Annotated in this window: 15 protein-coding genes and 2 tRNA genes; 1 reads left to right on the top strand and 16 read right to left on the bottom strand. The window is 44.2% G+C overall.

The window, feature by feature from the left end:
* Positions 1–6 precede the first annotated feature (6 nt).
* From AABI20_RS04585 to AABI20_RS04545, 9 genes are all read right to left on the bottom strand, one after another.
* On the bottom strand, positions 7–978 hold the full coding sequence (locus AABI20_RS04585) for a nitrate ABC transporter ATPase (protein ID WP_338346897.1): 972 nt from the start codon (positions 976–978) through the stop codon (positions 7–9).
* Complete coding sequence (locus AABI20_RS04580; RefSeq protein ID WP_338345206.1) at positions 959–2,197, bottom strand: hydroxymethylglutaryl-CoA reductase; 1,239 nt, start codon at positions 2,195–2,197, stop codon at positions 959–961. Before AABI20_RS04580 ends, AABI20_RS04585 begins: the two co-directional genes overlap by 20 nt.
* Entirely contained in the window at positions 2,190–3,134 is a 945-nt protein-coding gene (locus AABI20_RS04575; protein ID WP_047974580.1) for a Ppx/GppA phosphatase family protein, read from the bottom strand. The genes AABI20_RS04580 and AABI20_RS04575 overlap by 8 nt, the downstream gene beginning before the upstream one ends.
* Positions 3,135–3,242: 108 nt before the next feature.
* A complete protein-coding gene (locus AABI20_RS04570) occupies positions 3,243–4,406 on the bottom strand; it encodes an LCP family glycopolymer transferase (RefSeq protein WP_288846562.1) in 1,164 nt (387 codons plus the stop codon).
* 210 nt (positions 4,407–4,616) lie between these two features.
* Positions 4,617–5,381 carry a CAP domain-containing protein gene (locus AABI20_RS04565; protein WP_248661688.1) on the bottom strand — a complete coding sequence of 255 codons (765 nt, stop codon included), beginning with the start codon at positions 5,379–5,381 and terminating at the stop codon, positions 4,617–4,619.
* 141 nt (positions 5,382–5,522) lie between these two features.
* Entirely contained in the window at positions 5,523–6,497 is a 975-nt protein-coding gene (locus AABI20_RS04560) for a beta-ketoacyl-ACP synthase III (RefSeq protein ID WP_338345200.1), read from the bottom strand.
* Between the two features lie 141 nt (positions 6,498–6,638).
* On the bottom strand, positions 6,639–9,320 hold the full coding sequence (locus AABI20_RS04555; RefSeq protein ID WP_288846557.1) for a valine--tRNA ligase: 2,682 nt from the start codon (positions 9,318–9,320) through the stop codon (positions 6,639–6,641).
* A 309-nt stretch (positions 9,321–9,629) separates the two neighbouring features.
* On the bottom strand, positions 9,630–10,166 hold the full coding sequence (locus AABI20_RS04550; RefSeq protein ID WP_288846556.1) for a hypothetical protein: 537 nt from the start codon (positions 10,164–10,166) through the stop codon (positions 9,630–9,632).
* Between the two features lie 283 nt (positions 10,167–10,449).
* On the bottom strand, positions 10,450–11,718 hold the full coding sequence (locus AABI20_RS04545) for a NupC/NupG family nucleoside CNT transporter (protein WP_047974574.1): 1,269 nt from the start codon (positions 11,716–11,718) through the stop codon (positions 10,450–10,452).
* A gap of 226 nt (positions 11,719–11,944) precedes the next feature.
* On the opposite strand from AABI20_RS04545, the gene pnuC reads away from it, so the two are divergent.
* On the top strand, positions 11,945–12,712 hold the full coding sequence (gene pnuC / locus AABI20_RS04540) for a nicotinamide riboside transporter PnuC (RefSeq protein ID WP_288846554.1): 768 nt from the start codon (positions 11,945–11,947) through the stop codon (positions 12,710–12,712).
* 77 nt (positions 12,713–12,789) lie between these two features.
* Here pnuC and AABI20_RS04535 read toward each other — a convergent pair.
* The 7 genes from AABI20_RS04535 to AABI20_RS04505 form a co-directional block, all read right to left on the bottom strand.
* A tRNA-Asn gene (locus AABI20_RS04535) sits at positions 12,790–12,862 on the bottom strand.
* Positions 12,863–13,055: 193 nt separating this feature from the next.
* Positions 13,056–13,128: transfer RNA gene (locus AABI20_RS04530), tRNA-Asn, on the bottom strand.
* A 101-nt stretch (positions 13,129–13,229) separates the two neighbouring features.
* Positions 13,230–14,159, bottom strand: a complete 930-nt coding sequence (locus AABI20_RS04525) for an L-lactate dehydrogenase (protein ID WP_288846627.1) — start codon at positions 14,157–14,159, stop codon at positions 13,230–13,232.
* Positions 14,160–14,238: 79 nt separating this feature from the next.
* The gene (locus tag AABI20_RS04520; RefSeq protein WP_288846553.1) at positions 14,239–14,568 is read right to left on the bottom strand and encodes an AzlD domain-containing protein; all 330 of its coding nucleotides are present in this window, start codon (positions 14,566–14,568) and stop codon (positions 14,239–14,241) included.
* Positions 14,555–15,262, bottom strand: coding sequence for an AzlC family ABC transporter permease (locus tag AABI20_RS04515; protein ID WP_338346894.1), 708 nt, complete (start codon positions 15,260–15,262; stop codon positions 14,555–14,557). Before AABI20_RS04515 ends, AABI20_RS04520 begins: the two co-directional genes overlap by 14 nt.
* Before the next feature lie 109 nt (positions 15,263–15,371).
* Positions 15,372–15,704: a CHY zinc finger protein gene (locus AABI20_RS04510; RefSeq protein ID WP_235271948.1), complete on the bottom strand. Its 333-nt coding sequence runs from the start codon at positions 15,702–15,704 to the stop codon at positions 15,372–15,374.
* Positions 15,697–16,254 (bottom strand): NADPH-dependent FMN reductase, encoded by a 558-nt coding sequence (locus tag AABI20_RS04505; protein WP_338346892.1) that lies wholly within the window; start codon positions 16,252–16,254, stop codon positions 15,697–15,699. The genes AABI20_RS04510 and AABI20_RS04505 overlap by 8 nt, the downstream gene beginning before the upstream one ends.
* Positions 16,255–16,461: the final 207 nt, after the last annotated feature.

Genomic DNA, 16,461 nt, shown 5'->3' with positions numbered 1-16,461 from the left:
ACAATGTTACTGACGCAAAATATATGGCAAGGCCAACTTCGTTAATAGTTCCTTGACAGATGTTTGGTATAGTTCGGTGAAAAACTTTGGTCGATCAGCCTCATCCTTTGGTGGCGTCACCACAAAAGTATTTTGGTGGTCTTGCTTGCCAACACCAACAAAAGCCGTTTCCTTCGTTTGGAAATCAGTCATTTCGGAATGGAAGACTTCATAGAGGTTAGCAACCGGTCCATCCAACTGGCGTTGTGACAAAACGGGCGTCAAAGTCACGTACTGGTTAGCGTTGACCGTTGGCAATTCTAATTCGGTCAAGCTTTCATCCATTCCCGTAAACAAACGCACCATTTGCTTACGGATTTGTCGGGAATCCTTCAAATTAGCCGCCAAAATTGGTGCAACTAATTTCTCCCCCTGGGCAGTGGCCCGTGGATAATCCTCTTTTAACGTTGCGAAAGCGTCCGCTGCCAAATCAGACAAGCCAGCCTTATCAGCAGCTACCAAAAAGACTTGCGCGTCCAAAACCGTTAACAAGCGGAAGAGGTCCTCGCCGTCGACATTAGCAGTCTCAACCGACAATTCATCCTTAACGCCGGCCAAGAAAGCCGTCACAGTATCCGCTGTTAAGAAACCTTGTTTCGCCAATTCTTGATAAGTAATGGCATGCAGAACAGTTCGATGCAGGCGTGTCGCAATCGTAATTAACTGTTGGTCCAAATCCTCATCATTAAAGGTCAAAGCGAAATAAATCTGTGGTGTAATGCCATTTAAGGTCAAAACTAACTGTAAGAGTTCATTTCCCAGGACAAAATCAGCTTCCGTCTGGTCGGGCACTTCAATCAACAGGCGGTCTGCCAAAGCAGACTGTTCGGCACGGTCCATGCGGAGCAGCCCATCTTGGTTCTGCCCCACGCGGGTCATCACGGTACCAGGATAGACCTGATTTGCCTGCTCTAAGAGCTCATTTAACTTCGGATTCATGGTGACGCAGTTCTCCTAATAACTTTTTTGCATTTTCTTCGTTAATTGCTGGTGCCTTGGTTAATTTCTTAGACAACGGCACGATTTCATCTGTCTTTGCACCGACTGAAATGGCCAGTAACCGAGCTTGCATCCGCATATGTCCGGCCTGAATGCCCTCACCAGCAATCGCTTTTAAGGCAGCCAGGTTGGAGCTAAGGCCGACAGACAAAACAATTTTCTTCATTTCATCCAATGTGGGATTGCCCAATAGGGCTAAATTATCTTGTGCTTTAGTAAGACCGGCAATGGCCCCACCAACACGACCAAGGTTCAATGGTAGAGAAAACTCCCCTTCCAGGAATTCATGGTCATCGCTCACCCGCCAGTTGGTTAAGGCCTGGTATTGACCGGTCCGACTGGCATAGGCATGGCCTGCGGCTTCAACCGCGCGCCAATCGTTTCCAAGGGCCAAAACAACGGCGGATAAACCATTAAAGATGCCCTTATTTTCAGTGACTGCCCGGTCAGGGTCAACTTTGGCAAAATCAGCTAGGTCAACGATCCGCTGTGCAGCGTCAAAGCCACCTAGCGCTGTCACCGGCACACGACCAGTGACACTCACAACACTTTGGTGACCTGCATTAGTCAAAATTGCCCCTAAAATTTGGTCATCAAAGGGTTCAAAGATCAATCGAATACTCTCCAAAATGGTGTTAACGGCATTGGCCCCCATCGACTGGCTCGTATCCACTAAAATATCAAGGCTTGCTCGATGTCCACTAACATGGCGGAGGTTAATGCTCCGTAAACCACCACCACGACGATAGAGACTTGGTTTGGCCTCTTCGGCTGCCTGGAAAATTTCATATTCGTTGGCAGTTACAAAGGACTGTAGCTGCTCAAAATCAATGTGTTCAAAGAGAATCTGACCGCCCAGAATTGCCTGGCTGGTACCAGCACTCTTAAAACCACCACCCATCTTAAACAAGTGGGCACCGTTGTTAGCCGCTGCGATGACGGATGGTTCTTCAGTAACCATTGGCACTTGATAGGGCTGGTTATCCAAGACTAAATGCCGAACCATTCCCTCTGGCAAGGAAAAATCAGTCAAATAATTCTCAACTAAATCCTGGTGTGCGACCTCTTGGTCTTTTACGAACCGCGCCATCAATTCTTCTGGCAAGTTCAATAAGTCAAGTCGTTCTTCTGGCGTTAATTCGTAAAATTTTTTAGTCATTGATTTGCTCTTTTTCCTCAAACAGGCTTTCGATTAGGCCTTCACGGACACCAGATTCTGAAAAGATGACCTGGGGGGCGTTTAAAACACTAATCAGGTTCAATACCGGCAACAGGCCCGATATGATAATATCGGCCCGGTTTTTCTCTAAGCCGGCGAGGTGTTCCCGCTCAGTTCGAGACATCTGAGCAATTTGATGAAAAATTTCGCCAACCTGGTTAGCCGGCATCATAAACCCATGAAGGGCTTTCGGATGGTAAACCAATTCTTTTTCTTCAGCCATCTTTGCTAATGACCGATTTGCCCCACCTAAAAGAATGACGGGCAGATTTTGACAGTCATCGATAAAGTGCAATTTGCGATAAGTGGACTGAATATCCGCATTCGCCTGTCGAATATTGGCTTCATCAATGGTGTCAGCCAAATGATAGCGTTCAGAAAGGTTAACCGCACCAAATGGCACGGAAACCTCGGCTAACGCCTGGCCATTTTTGAAGGGAATTAATTCGACCGATGCGCCACCAGTATCTAGAATGATACCATTCAGCACATCTGGCAATGCTTCTCTGACGCCGAGAAAATCGTAGTGGGCCTCTTCTTGGCCGGTCAAGACTCGAAAGCTGATTTTCGCTTCGTCTTTGACCCGCTCTAGGAATTCTGCTTGATTTTTGGCAGAACGCACTGCTGCCGTTGTGATGGCGTAGACCTCGCTAACTTCATAGTCGTCAATTTTTTGTCGATATTTTTGCAAGACTTTGATGGTCCGCACAATTGGCTCCTCTTGTAACATCAGATCGCGCCCCATGTTTTGTGAAAGCCTTGTGTCTTCCTTTACACGTAAAATCTCCGTATAGGTTTCATTTGGATGTAACTGTTCGATCACTAACCGCGTCGAGTTACTGCCCAAGTCGATAATGGCAATTTTCTTATCTTGCATATCAGACCCCAATCGTTTGATTATTACCCAGTATAACACGAATAATCAGAAAGAAAAAAGCCAGCCACGGCGTTTTATCACCGCGAGCTGACTTCTGTATTCAAAGATTTATTGAACTAATTTTTCATCAATTTGTGCTAGAGCATAGGCTGCTGAACGCAACTGATCGGATGGCACATCACTAGCAAACTGGGAACCGGTTTCCTTATGTTTCAAACCAAGCTGAGACCTTAAGAGATTGGTTATCCGTTGCTTTTCAGAGGTTGGCACCATTTGGTAAGAAACACCCTCGTACATCACGCCCTCACCTTGCAAATGGTCAGAAACTTGGTTCTTCACAGCGCCACGGTACTTCTGAGCAATTTTAACAATGTCGTTAAAGGACAAATCAGTCTGAGCATTCTTTGAAATTGCCTTAACGAAACTTGGATCAATCAACGTCTTGACGTTCACTGCCTTCTTTAGCATTGCTTCCAATACCAAGCGTTGGCGCTGTTGACGACCATAATCACCCTGCGGATCATCATAGCGCATCCGTGAAAAGGCCAAGGCGGCATCACCGTCCATCACTGTCTTACTTGCTGACCAAGTCACACCGTTATCGGTTGACTTCTCGTAAGAAGTAGAACCCTTGTGGAAACGATACAAATCAGGGCCATAATCATGAGCTGTTGCTTGACTATATTGGAAAGAAAGTGGGGATTTAACTGAAACACCGCCAACCTTCTTAACCAAGGTTTCCAAGCCCTTCATATTAACTAGCGCATAAGTATCAATTGGCACGTTTAAGTAGTTTTGAACAGCCTTCATGGAAGCACCAACGCCATCCAAACTATAAGCAGCATTTAACTTCTGGGGGAAGGTATCCTCATCACCTGGAATTGCTGTCATAATATCACGTGGAATTGAAACCATTGTGACCTTATTTTCCGTTGGGTTAACGGTGGCTACCATCATTGAATCACTCAAACCTGTTCGATCACGATCAAGTTCTCCAGTATCAGTTCCCAAAATCAAAATTGAGAATGACTTGCCCTGGGCAATCAAACTTGAAACATCTCGGGTCTTTGAAATTTTAGCCGATTTTTGAATTGAATCAATGGAACCTTTATATTCGCTATAGAGGTAAGCACCCCATCCGATTACACCAACCACGATGGCAAGTAGGATATATAAAATCCAACGTTTCACGCGACTCTTCTTTTTCTTTGTTTGACGGACTTCATCAAACCGCCGTTGCCGTGAAAATTCATTATTATTTTGATCTGCCATAAGAACTTCGACACTCCATTTTTTTCGCCGTATTTGCGCGCTTCCTGGCTGCGCTCTCATGTTTCCCTATCTTACCACAAATGTAGTTGAATCAATAAAATATGGAGCTATCTGTCTACTTACTACCCACATTTAACTTTTTCTTAAACAAAAAAACACCTACATACTAATGTAAGTGTTTTAGTTTAAATTAAGATTAATCGGTTAAGATTAGCCAGCGATACCAACGATAGTACCGTCAACGATTCCAAATCCAACCTTTGTGAAGCTGGCGTTCATCAACCAGTTACGGTGAGCTGGTGCAGCAATCATACCAGTTTCGTTGTACCATGCATCAACAACTTGGCTTGGAGCCCAGTCGATTGCAACAACTTCAGGTCCAGCAACTTGTTGCATGTGACCAGTTGGCAAACCACCGTTTGCAACAGCGTTTTCAGCACGTGATTGTGCACGAGCAGCCAATGAAGCATCGTATGATACAGGTGCCAAGCCAGCAGCTGCACGCTTAGCGTTCATAGCGTTGATGATTGTTTGAACTGAACCGCTAGCACCAGCTGAGTAAGTGCTGTAGTTAGCTGAAGATGAAGTAGTAGCAGCTTGTGCCTGAGTGTTTGTGTTTGTAGTAGCTTGTGTTTGAGTAGTTGCTGAAGAAGCAGTAGCAGCTGCGGCAGCAGCAGTACCCGCTGTTTCTGTCTGAGCAGTTGCCGTAGTTGTGTTAGCAGCTGCGGCTGCGGCTGTCCCAGCAGCGGTACCATCAGTCTTGATGATGTCACCAACAAAAATCAAGTTAACGTTTTGAATGTTGTTCTTTGAAGCCAAATCATCAACAGTCGTGTTGTTGTTGGCAGCGATTTGTGACAAGGTATCCCCTGCCTTAACAGTAATATCGTTGGCTGAAGCAACTGCTCCGGCACCTGCAAACGCAGCTGCACCAGCCACCGTCGCTAAAATAGTTTTGGTAATATTATTCTTCATGAGAGACATCTCCATTTTTTCTGCTTATGTTTGATTAGTAAGTGCTTAACTTACGCTTAATCTATATATTCATTTTAGACACTGGTTATTGCTGGCCTCTTTCTGTAATGTTACACAGGCATTACATTTGACTCTTTTGAATTACAAAGAACCCTTATAGAGCAAAGATCCATAGGTAAAACCTGCTCCAAAGCCAGTCAACAAGACCTTTTTCTCTGCTAAATCCGCACTTTCTCGTAACTGGTCAAAGGCCATCGCAATCCCTGCGGAGGACGAATTACCATACTTTTCGACATTCGTGATGAACTTTGCCATTGGTTGATTCAAGGCTTCAGCCACCTTCTCAATCATCCTCAGGTTTGCTTGGTGCAAAATCACATAGTCCACATCATCAATTGTTAAGTCTTGGTCTGCCAAGAATTGTTGAATATGGTTTGGAATCAAAGTGGTCACTTCTTGATAAACCATCCGTCCTTCCTGAAAAAAGGCATCAATCTTTGGATAGTTGTCGGCGCTCAAAGATGTTAATGGCTCGATTCGACCGGAATGAACAACATCTGCATCTCCTATCGTGTGCAAATCAGTGGCCAAAACTTCGCCTTGTTCGCTAGGAGCTAGCAAAACAGCTCCAGCACCATCGCCAAAGAAAACGGTACTCGTTCGATCACGGAAATCCATCATCTTCGAGTTCACTTCAGCAGCAATCACCAAGCCATACCGGTATTGCCCAGTCTTCATAAAGTTATCGGCCGTCGTCAAACCAAAGACAAAGCCGGCACAAGCAGTTGATAGATCAAAGCCAAAGGCCTTTTCGGCTCCTAAATTACGTTGCACCAAAGCTGCCGTTGAAGGTGCCAGTCCATCCGGGGTAAAAGTGGTTACAATGATAAAATCAACTTCTTCGGCCGAAACACCGGCTTTCTTTAGTGCTTGTTGGGCCGCCTTCGTTGCCAAATCAGACGTATTTTCCCCCTGTAAAGAGACATGCCGTTCCTGTATTCCGGTGTGACTGACAATCCATTCGTCCGAAGTATCAATCACTTTCGCCAAGTCATCGTTCGTGACAACATCTTCTGGCACATAATGACCACTGGCGATTATTTTACTTCCAAACATATTATTACCTATATAAATAAAACCAATCCATCTTGGAACTTCGTCAATATGTGTAAATCGTCTTACTAATTTACACGGCTCATATTAACCTAACATAAAATCCCCACCAAAGGTGAGGATTTTTATTACTATTCGCCTATTTTACCCTTGCGCTTGTAAATCAGCAATGCGCTTTTGAGTTGAAGCAAGCTTTTCTTCCCAGTCAGCAAGCTTCTCACGTTCGGCAGCAACAACCTTTTCAGGCGCCGAATTGACAAACTTTTCGTTTGAAAGCTTACCATTGGCACGAGCAACTTCCTTTTGGAACTTATCAGCTTCACCTTGCAGGCGACTGATTTCCGCTTCAATATCAATCAAACCAGCCAATGGGACATAAACTTCCGCACCAGTGATGACCTGTGACATGGCCAATTGCGGCACAGTCACGTCCATATCAATCGTCAATGATTCTGGCTTGACAAAACGATCGATATAGTCCGCATTTTCATTAAAGATTGACTTCAATGCTGGATCCGTGACCTTGATAATCACGTTGATTGGCTTTGACATTGGTGCTTTTGCTTCGGCGCGGATGTTACGAACAGCAACAATCAAATCTTGCAAAGACTTGAAGGAGGCCGCTGCTTCAGCATTTGCCAAAGATTCTTGGTAAACAGGATAAGCTTGGATGCCGAGGTGTTCGTCCTTGCCCTTTTGTTGTGGCATTTCTTGCCAGATGGCTTCAGAGACAAACGGCATGATTGGTTGGAGCAAGCGCAACGTTTGATCCAAGACAGAGGCTAAGGTCTGTTGAACGGCTGTCTTATCCCCATCACCGTTCAATGACTCCTTAGTCATTTCAACGTACCAATCAGCCAAATCAGACCAGATGAAGTTGTACAAATCACGACCAGCTTCACCAAACTCAAACTTCTCGAAGTTTTCAGAAACTTCCTTAACCGTCGCGTTCAAGCGGTCCAAAATCCATTGGTCGGCTAGCGTCTGTTGGTCCTTAGCTGGTACTTCGGCCTTCGTATCATCATCAAGGTTCATAATCACATAGCGAGCAACGTTCCAAATCTTGTTAATGAAGTTCCAGGCCGCATCCATCTTTTCATAAGTAAAGCGGACGTCTTGACCAGGTGTTGAACCAGTTGCCAGGAACCAACGTAAGGCATCGGCACCATACTTTTCAATCACATCCATTGGGTCGACACCGTTACCCAATGACTTTGACATCTTGCGACCTTCACCATCACGAATCAAGCCGTGAATCAAGACGTTCTTAAATGGTCGTTCGCCAGTAAACTCTTTTCCTTGGAACATCATTCGGGCAACCCAGAAGAAGATAATATCATAACCCGTTACCAAGGTATTCGTTGGATAATACTTAGCATAATCGCCATCTAAGTCGTTTGGCCAGCCCATCGTTGAAAATGGCCAAAGGGCTGAGGAGAACCAAGTATCCAAAACATCTGGATCACGTTCCCAATCAGCGCCAGGCGCCTCTGTCCCAACGTACATTTCTTCTTGGTCCGTCCCCTTGTTCTTATACCAGGCTGGAATCTGGTGGCCCCACCAGAGTTGACGAGAAATCACCCAGTCGCGGATGTTTTCCATCCAACGAGTAAAGGTATCTTCAAAACGACCAGGAACAAAGTTCACCTTTTCGTCAGCATTTTGCTGCATGGCCAAAATTTGCTTAGCCAATGGCTCCATTTTAACGAACCACTGTGTTGAAAGACGTGATTCGATTTGAACACCTGTCCGTTCAGAGTGGCCAACTGAGTGAACCAGTGGTTCTACTTCAAGCATGAACCCTTGTTCTTGCAAATCAGCGACCATGGCTTTACGGCCTTCGAAACGATCAAGGCCAACATACTTGCCGGCGTTTTCGTTCAAATGAGCATCTTCTGTCATCGTGTTGATGCGTTCCAAATCATGACGGTTTCCGACTTGGAAATCGTTTGGATCGTGGGCTGGCGTAATCTTAACCATTCCAGTTCCAAAGTCTTTTTCAACATATTCATCAGCGATAATTGGAATCTCACGGTTAACAAGCGGTACCTTAACCGTCTTGCCAATCAAATCCTTGTAGCGTTCGTCTGATGGATGAACAGCAACGGCAACGTCTCCGAACATCGTTTCTGGACGCGTTGTAGCAATTTCGATATAGTCCTTACCATTCAACGTTGTACCATCCGTAAATGGATACTTGACGTGGTAGAAGGCACCCTCATCATCTTGATAAATGACTTCAATATCAGACAAAGCTGTTCGAGCCTGTGGGTCCCAGTTGATAATGTATTCACCACGGTAAATCAGTCCCTTGTTGTACAAGTCGATAAAGACCTTATTAACCGCCTGATTTAACCCTTCATCTAGCGTAAAGCGTTCGCGGCTATAGTCCAATGACAAGCCCATCTTACCCCATTGTTGCTTGATGGTTGAGGCATATTCATTTTTCCAATCCCAAACTTGTTCAACAAACTTTTCACGACCCAAGTCATAGCGGGAAACGCCTTGGTCGCGCAAACGTTGTTCCACCTTTGCTTGGGTGGCGATACCAGCGTGATCCATTCCTGGCAACCACAAAGTGTCAAACCCTTGCATCCGCTTTTGGCGAATTAACATATCCTGCAAAGTCGTGTCCCAGGCATGACCGAGGTGCAACTTACCGGTAACGTTTGGTGGTGGAATCACCACTGAGTAAGGTTCTGGTTCTTGACCCTGAATGGCCTGATTTGCTTCTGGTGCAAACAAATCATTATCCAACCAGTCTTGGTAACGACCAGCCTCAACGGCTGTTGGATCGTACTTGGTTGACATTTCAACTTCACGCATAGCAAATCTCCTTTAATAGTAATGTGGCCTGTGGTCCAAAATAAAAAGCGTCCTAATCTTTCGATTAGGACGCTTACACGTGGTACCACCTAAATTGCTATCAACAATTTTGATAGCCACTCATTCATTAACATTTTTAACGCCAAAGCAACCTTCCACATTAACAGTCCTAGTTTTCACCACCCACTAGGTCTCTCACAGCTGCGCTTGTGTACTCCTCATTAGCTTTTCTAAGTGTACAAAGGACCATGAAAATAGTCAAGCTAATTTTACACTAAAAAACCTGGGCGAGCGCCCAGGTTCAAAATTTTAGTGATTTGTTTGTGTCGTATTTTGGTTAGTGTTAGTGTTGGTATTTGTATTTTGATTGGTTTGTGTGCTTTGATTCGTCTGCGTACTTTGACTACTCTGTGATGACGATTGTTGTTTATCCAGAATTGATTGCGACATCGCTGCCCGTGATGATGAATCTGCGGCAGCCTTCGCGTTCGCAGCATCTTGTGCTGCCTTTGAGGATGCTGCAGCTGCTGCAGAAGATTGTGCAGCTGCTAATGCAGCTGAATTAGATGCCGCCGTGTTATTAGTTGAGCTTGAAGACGTTGTTGTATCGTCTGTATCGTCAGAATCAGATGATGACGAATCACCAAAGTCGTAAGTATGCTTCTTAGACGATGAGTACGAAATATCCGGTGTTGGTGTATCACTTGATTTCTTAGATGAAGCTGACCCAATCATGTAAAAGGCCACCCCACCGACAATCAAAACGAGAATTAACCAAAACCACCATTGCTTATAAAATCGACGCTTACGGCTATCCGTCTTCCGCCGTTGAGAACGAGATAACATAAATAGAACCTTCCTTTGCCAGTAACCATTTTCCGTAAAATCCGCTCTTTTTATCTAAACACTTTGGGATTAAATCGAAATATAACAGCTGAAATGATTCGGCCGTCCTTGGCTATCCTGTACTTGACATTGCTACTAATCATCAAACAAATAGCTACTGTTTGTCTGAAAATTTCTGGCTAGCTAAACTAGCTTCACTTTTTCATTTTAGCAGGCTTTTGTGAAAAGAGCCAATTTTCAGCAAAAGAAAAAGCACCCTTCCGGGTGCTTTTGAAACAAAATTTTACCAAACAAAGAGTCCAACCATTGCTGCTGAGAATAATGAAACCAAAATTCCAGACAACAACAAGTAAACAACGTTCTTAGCAATTACTTCGTTCTTTTCCTTGTTAACCAAGCCCTTGAAGGCTCCGATAATCATACCGATTGTTGACAAGTTAGCAAATGACGTCAAGAAGACTGTCAAAACTGCCTTGTAATGCGGTGCATAGTGGGCAATTTCACCGGTTACCTTACCCATGACAACGAATTCATTGGTAACCAACTTTGTTCCCATGAACTGTGCCAAATCAAAGGCTGTTTGGTTGCCGAAGCCCATTAACCAAGCAAATGGGAACATGACGATTCCCAAGATGTGTTCCAATGACAACCAAGGGTTAACCCAAGCCAAAATCTTGTCAACAAGAGCGGCCAAGGCAACGAAGGCAATCACGTTGGCAGCGATAATCAAGATCAACTTACCAGCGCCCAAAATTGAATCGCCCAAGAATGAGAAGAATGGTTCACGTGCTGGCTTTTCAGCCTTTTCGATTTCTTCTTGTGCTAATTCTTGTGAACCAGATTCAGCGTTTTCAGCTGCAGGAGCATTTGCTCCAATCGTTGCAATCGTATCTTCTGCTTCTGTCACTTCAACAGGGTTCAAAATTGACGTCACAATCAAAGCGTTTAAGACATTGATTGGCACAGCAGTCAAGATATACTGTGCGGGCATCATTTGCATATAAGAACCAAGGATTGAAGCCGTCACACAAGACATTGACATCATCGCCAACGTCAAGTTACGTGAAGCCTTCATCTGGTTCAATTGGATACCAGAAACCGCGAGTGCTTCCGTGTTTCCTAAAAACATCATTTCAACTGAGAAAAATGATTCGAACTTAGGTTGACCGGAAAGCTTTGACAAACCACGACCAACCCACTTAATAATAAATGGCAAGACCCCGATATAAGTCAAAATGTCGAACAATGGTACAACCAAGAGGATTGGCAACAACGCTGAAACAACGAAGTTTGATGGCAAAGCCATCCCAGTTGGCTTCAAAGCAAAGTCGATTCCAGCGCTGGCAGCAGAAATCAAGCTGTCAAAGCCAGAAGCGGCTCCTTTGACGATGGTCCGACCCAATGGGAAGCCTGTCAAAAGCCAAGCTAAGACCAAGTTGGTGACAACCATGATTGAAACCGACTTCCAATTAATGGCTGAACGGTTTTTTGAAAACAAGACGGCCAAGGCGATAAACACCAAAAGACCGATGATGTTGATGAACAAATACATGATGTGATACTCCCTTAAATTTAAAAATCACGGTTTCTTCAAACATATTAATTATAGCACGCAAAGGGCGTCTCCGCCCCGTCCTAAAGCGATTTAATTTTCATTTAAATCGAACATTTCCACAAAATCAGTTGATACGTTCGCCTTTTTCAGGCGTATACTAGGGCGGTTACAAACCGGTGCGTTGCTTCCGTCACGGCACCTAAAAAACAATAAGGAGAAAACAATGATGGAAAATGTACAGAACAAGACGAGCTTTTGGCTGATTTTTAAGGAGACAATGGCTCCTAAACGGATCATACAAGATTTGGTCAGCCTCAGTAAGATGACCAAGGCGCTCTTATTATTGATGATTGTTGCCCAAATCGCCACCTTTTTAATCGGTGGCAGCTTTAATGGGATGGCCTGGTTGGCCGTCTCAACTGGCGTTAGTTCATTGATTAACCTCGCCCTAGTCGACCAGGGGAAACAAAGCAATTACTTCTGGGGGTTAATTGGGACAGCAACATGGATGGTCGTCGCCCTTTTTTCAAGAACTTATGGTGACTTCACCTCCCAGGGATTCGCCTTTATTATGCAGTTCATAGGTATTGCGGCCTGGGCCCGCTATCGTGGTAGCGTTGAGGAAGAGCTCCCTTCCCGTAAATTAACGTTGCACACCGCCCTCATCACAACTTTAATCACACTTGTTTCCTATATCACTGTCGTTACTTTTTCAAAGCATTTTAACGGTCTGCAAATTTATCTTGATTCAGCTGTTCTTCCATTAAACATTGTTGGCCAGATTCTGATGACCTATGGTTTCCGTTCTCAATGGATTGCCTGGTTAGTTTCTGACGTGATCCAGGTTATTGTCTGGTTCCGTAATATCTTTTTGATTCATGATGCCTATGCCAGTTCCATGTTTGTCTTGCAGGTTATTATCTTAATTAACGCCCTCTACGGAACTTGGTATTGGTACAAGAAGGCCAAGCCCGGCAAACCTTCCTTATAAATCGGTTTTCAACATCACGCACGTAAAAAGACGGCGGTTGCTTTTATGCAACCACCGTCTTTTTACTTTACCCACTACTGCCCCAGCTGGACTCGAACCAGCGACCCTCGCATTAACAGTGCGGCGTTCTACCAACTGAACTACGGAGCAATTAATTACCATACGTTCATAATACATAACGTCCAACACTTAGTCAAGCCTTTTATGATAAATTTTTAATTTATCATTCATCTATTTTTGAGAACTATTCTGAAAAACGATTCTTGCCAATATTTTATATTCTAATTTATAAAATAAAAAAGTGTTGGTTGTCAAATGACAACCAACACTGATTTGGCTAGGACTGCCCCAGCTGGACTCGAACCAGCGACCCTCGCATTAACAGTGCGGCGTTCTACCAACTGAACTACGGAGCAATTAATTACCATACGTTTATAATACATAACGTCTAATAATTAGTCAAGCCTTTTATTAAAATTATTTAATTTTTAGAACCATTATCGGTGTAAACGCCGTTCTAATGCGCAACAACCTTTTCAAATTGAGTTTGAATCGAGTCTGCTGATTTCTGTAAATTAGCCAACTCTTCTTCCGTCAAATCCAATTGTGAGTAGGCAACAACCCCCTCACGACCGACAATAGCAGGATAAGAAAGATAAGAGGCAAATTCAGGACGCTTATGAGAAACGGGCATTTCCGTCTTCGCATCCTGAACGACTGTCTTGGCCAAACGAATGGCAGCCGTCGCAATTCCATAAGAAGTGTAGCCTTTACCATCAAAGACGGTATAGCCACCGACCACAGAGTCCTTTTCAATCGCAGCCAAGTCAACCCCTTTTTCAGCCGCTAATTTGGTAATTGGTTGTCCCTGCAAAGAAACCGTTGACCAAGCCGTAAACTGTGAGTTTCCGTGTTCACCCAGGTTATAACCCGCAACCGAACGTGGATCAACATTGAAGGCCGAACCGACTGCCCGGTGCATCCGCGCTGTATCCAAAAGTGTTCCCGTTCCAAGCACTTTTTCCTTCGGATAACCAGTTTCTGCCTGGTAAACAGCAGCAATCGCATCACAAGGATTAGTAATAACCACCAAGACCCCTGAAAAATCAGTAGCCTTCAACTTAGCTGAAACTTCTTTCACCTGCTCAACGTTGTGTGGCAATTCAATAAAGCGGTCATGTTCGACGTTATCGTATTGCAATTCAATCTTACCGATGGCTGAAATAATGACATCTGCATCCCCCAATGCTTGGTAGTCATTAACAGTCACAGAAAAACTATTGTTCAAATTCGTTTTGGCATCTTCAAAATCCAAAGCATCTGCTTGGACTTTTTTCTCGTTTTTATCAATGAAGACGTATTCATCCGCTACGCCTTCAGCAATCAAACCATGTGCCACCGTTGAACCAACATGGCCCATTCCAATAATTCCAATTTTTCGCATCAACATTTCCCCTTTTCTGTTGTTGTGCCAATGATAATCATTCAAAACACGGCCGTCAAGGTTTTTATGAGAAAAATTTAATTTAAGATCCAATTAAGTTTAAGACTGCAAACGAAAGAACCCCAACCACTACCGTCAACAAGAGATTTTTCGTTACCATAGCCGTCGCCACCGTTGGTAAAGAAGCCCATAAATTGGGCCAATTGATGCTAGGAAGGTGTCCTATATGCTGCACAAATAAACTTTCAAACCACAGACCAGCCATGATGGTGATTGGCACAAAGCTTAAAAATTCGAGAACTCCTTCCGGTAAATCAAATTTTTTCAGCATGATAAAGGGAGATATCCGCGATACCCAGGTCACGAGGCCACAGGCAATGATTGTTAATAGCATATAGTTAGTCAAAGACACGTTTCATCACCATCCCAAATAAGCAGCCGCAGATTGTCACCAGTAAAACAACAAAATTCTTTGGTACAAAAATCAAAAAGAGGTAAATCAGCACCAACACAAAGACAACCACAGCTGCTTGTAAGGCCAACTTAATCGTCTTATCCGAACTGATTTGCGCTATTAAGAGGCCAATAAACATGGCCGTAATGGCAAAGTCCAGGCCGAATTTGCTCGGATCCGTTACTAGTCCGCCCAAAACCGCACCCAAGAAAGTGCCTAACAACCAACTCACATACGAGACCAAGTTGACCGTGTTAAACCAAGGAAAGCTAAGCCGGTTTTGACTAACATTCACCTTACTCATCCCCAATGCAAAGCTTTCATCCGTCACAAAAGTTCCCAGCCAAATATTCCGCCAGAGCGAATAACGGTTAAAATAGGGAGCTAGCGTCATGCTCATCAGAATCATCCGCGCATTAACCAGAAAAACTGCAAAGGCAATGGCCACTATTGAACTGTGAGAGCCAACCATCGTGACCAAGACAAACTGAGCCGAACCACCATAATCAATCGCTGAAATCAATACAATCAACCAAGTACTCAGACCCGCGGCTTTGGCCACAATCCCAAAAGCCATACTAATCCCAATGTAACCAAAAACAGTCGGTAAGGCATCTCGCCAGCCAGCCCGAGAGGTTAAGGTATCATCCATCCCACTTCCTCTTTTCATCTTTTTTTAATCTTTTCCCTTAGAAAGTTATTATAGGGGAAGCCACCATGACTGTCCAGATTGCCAAAAAGCAGACAAAATAAAAAACCACTCAGCAGAAATACCGGTCTTCGTGGATTTCGCAACGTGGGTTAAAGGATGCTAAACAGTTCAGGCAGGCACCCATCTTATATTCTTGATAAGTTAATTCTTGACCGCAATGCCCGCAGAGAACTGCTGGCTCAGCTGAATTTTTGGCCATCGGCACAAAGTGGTGGTCTTCTAATGCATCATGGCACTGGTAGCAGGCAAAATATTCTTCACATTGAGCGCAACGAAGACCCACAATATCAACATCCGAATGGTAATGGGCACAGGTCCCAGTAGCACCAATGTCAATGCCAACCATTGCCACTTGTTTGGCACCAAAAAAGCGTTTATTCATGGTTATGCAACTCATTTTGAAAGGCTGACCGCAACAAAGTCACCTGATCCTGGTATGGCGACAGCAGTTCAGCAAGTTCGGTCGCCGGCATTTCCTCCGTTACCTGGCCAACTGCCAGGTTCAAGCGAAGATTAACGGGCAAGCGGTTAACCTTCACGCCCTGCAAAACCAGTGAAAAGGCCAAATCACCCTGAAAGCCACCGTGGCCACCAAAGAAAACGGTCGCAACCGGTAGCCCCCGCCACTCGGCATAGAGGGTATCAATCGCATTCTTCAAAACAGCAGGATAACCCCAATTATACTGGGGTGCCACGAATACCACCCCATCATAACTTTTAATTTGCTTCGACCAATCAATCGTGGACTGATTTTGATAATGGCTCTCAGACGGTAGCTCGGGTTCATCCAAAAATGGCAAAGCAACGGTCGCTAGGTCGACTACTTCAGCTTTCATCTCTTGGTTACTCAACACAGGAGCCAACCAATAAGCTAAGCGCCGACTAACACTCTTTGTTCGATTACTTCCAACAATCACAGCAATTTTTTTCATTTTTTCTCCAGTAATTTGAGAGCCTCCTTAAAAATAAAAAGTCCCATTTACGAGATCAACAAAGTCCATTACAAAAGAGCTCTCGTGGCTTTTTGTCTTGGTGCTTATTATAAACTTTTGAACCTACATAAAAAATAAATTTTAAATTCACCGTTGACTCATATTTTTTTAATGCTATACTCATAACCAAGATAACAACTGCAGTGA

The sequence above is a fragment of the Fructobacillus cardui genome (genome assembly GCF_963580785.1).
GTDB lineage: Bacteria > Bacillota > Bacilli > Lactobacillales > Lactobacillaceae > Fructobacillus > Fructobacillus cardui.
Note: the sequence above shows the minus strand (reverse complement) of the source record. Positions and strands in the feature narration are given on the sequence as shown.

Excerpts from the sequence above, each read along its gene's own strand:
- AABI20_RS04585 (WP_338346897.1), bottom strand. The coding sequence starts at position 978 with ATGAATCCGAAGTTAAATGAGCTCTTAGAGCAGGCAAATCAGGTCTAT.
- AABI20_RS04580 (WP_338345206.1), bottom strand. The coding sequence starts at position 2,197 with ATGACTAAAAAATTTTACGAATTAACGCCAGAAGAACGACTTGACTTA.
- AABI20_RS04575 (WP_047974580.1), bottom strand. The coding sequence starts at position 3,134 with ATGCAAGATAAGAAAATTGCCATTATCGACTTGGGCAGTAACTCGACG.
- AABI20_RS04570 (WP_288846562.1), bottom strand. The coding sequence starts at position 4,406 with ATGGCAGATCAAAATAATAATGAATTTTCACGGCAACGGCGGTTTGAT.
- AABI20_RS04565 (WP_248661688.1), bottom strand. The coding sequence starts at position 5,381 with ATGAAGAATAATATTACCAAAACTATTTTAGCGACGGTGGCTGGTGCA.
- AABI20_RS04560 (WP_338345200.1), bottom strand. The coding sequence starts at position 6,497 with ATGTTTGGAAGTAAAATAATCGCCAGTGGTCATTATGTGCCAGAAGAT.
- AABI20_RS04555 (WP_288846557.1), bottom strand. The coding sequence starts at position 9,320 with ATGCGTGAAGTTGAAATGTCAACCAAGTACGATCCAACAGCCGTTGAG.
- AABI20_RS04550 (WP_288846556.1), bottom strand. The coding sequence starts at position 10,166 with ATGTTATCTCGTTCTCAACGGCGGAAGACGGATAGCCGTAAGCGTCGA.
- AABI20_RS04545 (WP_047974574.1), bottom strand. The coding sequence starts at position 11,718 with ATGTATTTGTTCATCAACATCATCGGTCTTTTGGTGTTTATCGCCTTG.
- pnuC (WP_288846554.1), top strand. The coding sequence starts at position 11,945 with ATGATGGAAAATGTACAGAACAAGACGAGCTTTTGGCTGATTTTTAAG.
- AABI20_RS04515 (WP_338346894.1), bottom strand. The coding sequence starts at position 15,262 with ATGGATGATACCTTAACCTCTCGGGCTGGCTGGCGAGATGCCTTACCG.
- AABI20_RS04510 (WP_235271948.1), bottom strand. The coding sequence starts at position 15,704 with ATGAATAAACGCTTTTTTGGTGCCAAACAAGTGGCAATGGTTGGCATT.
- AABI20_RS04505 (WP_338346892.1), bottom strand. The coding sequence starts at position 16,254 with ATGAAAAAAATTGCTGTGATTGTTGGAAGTAATCGAACAAAGAGTGTT.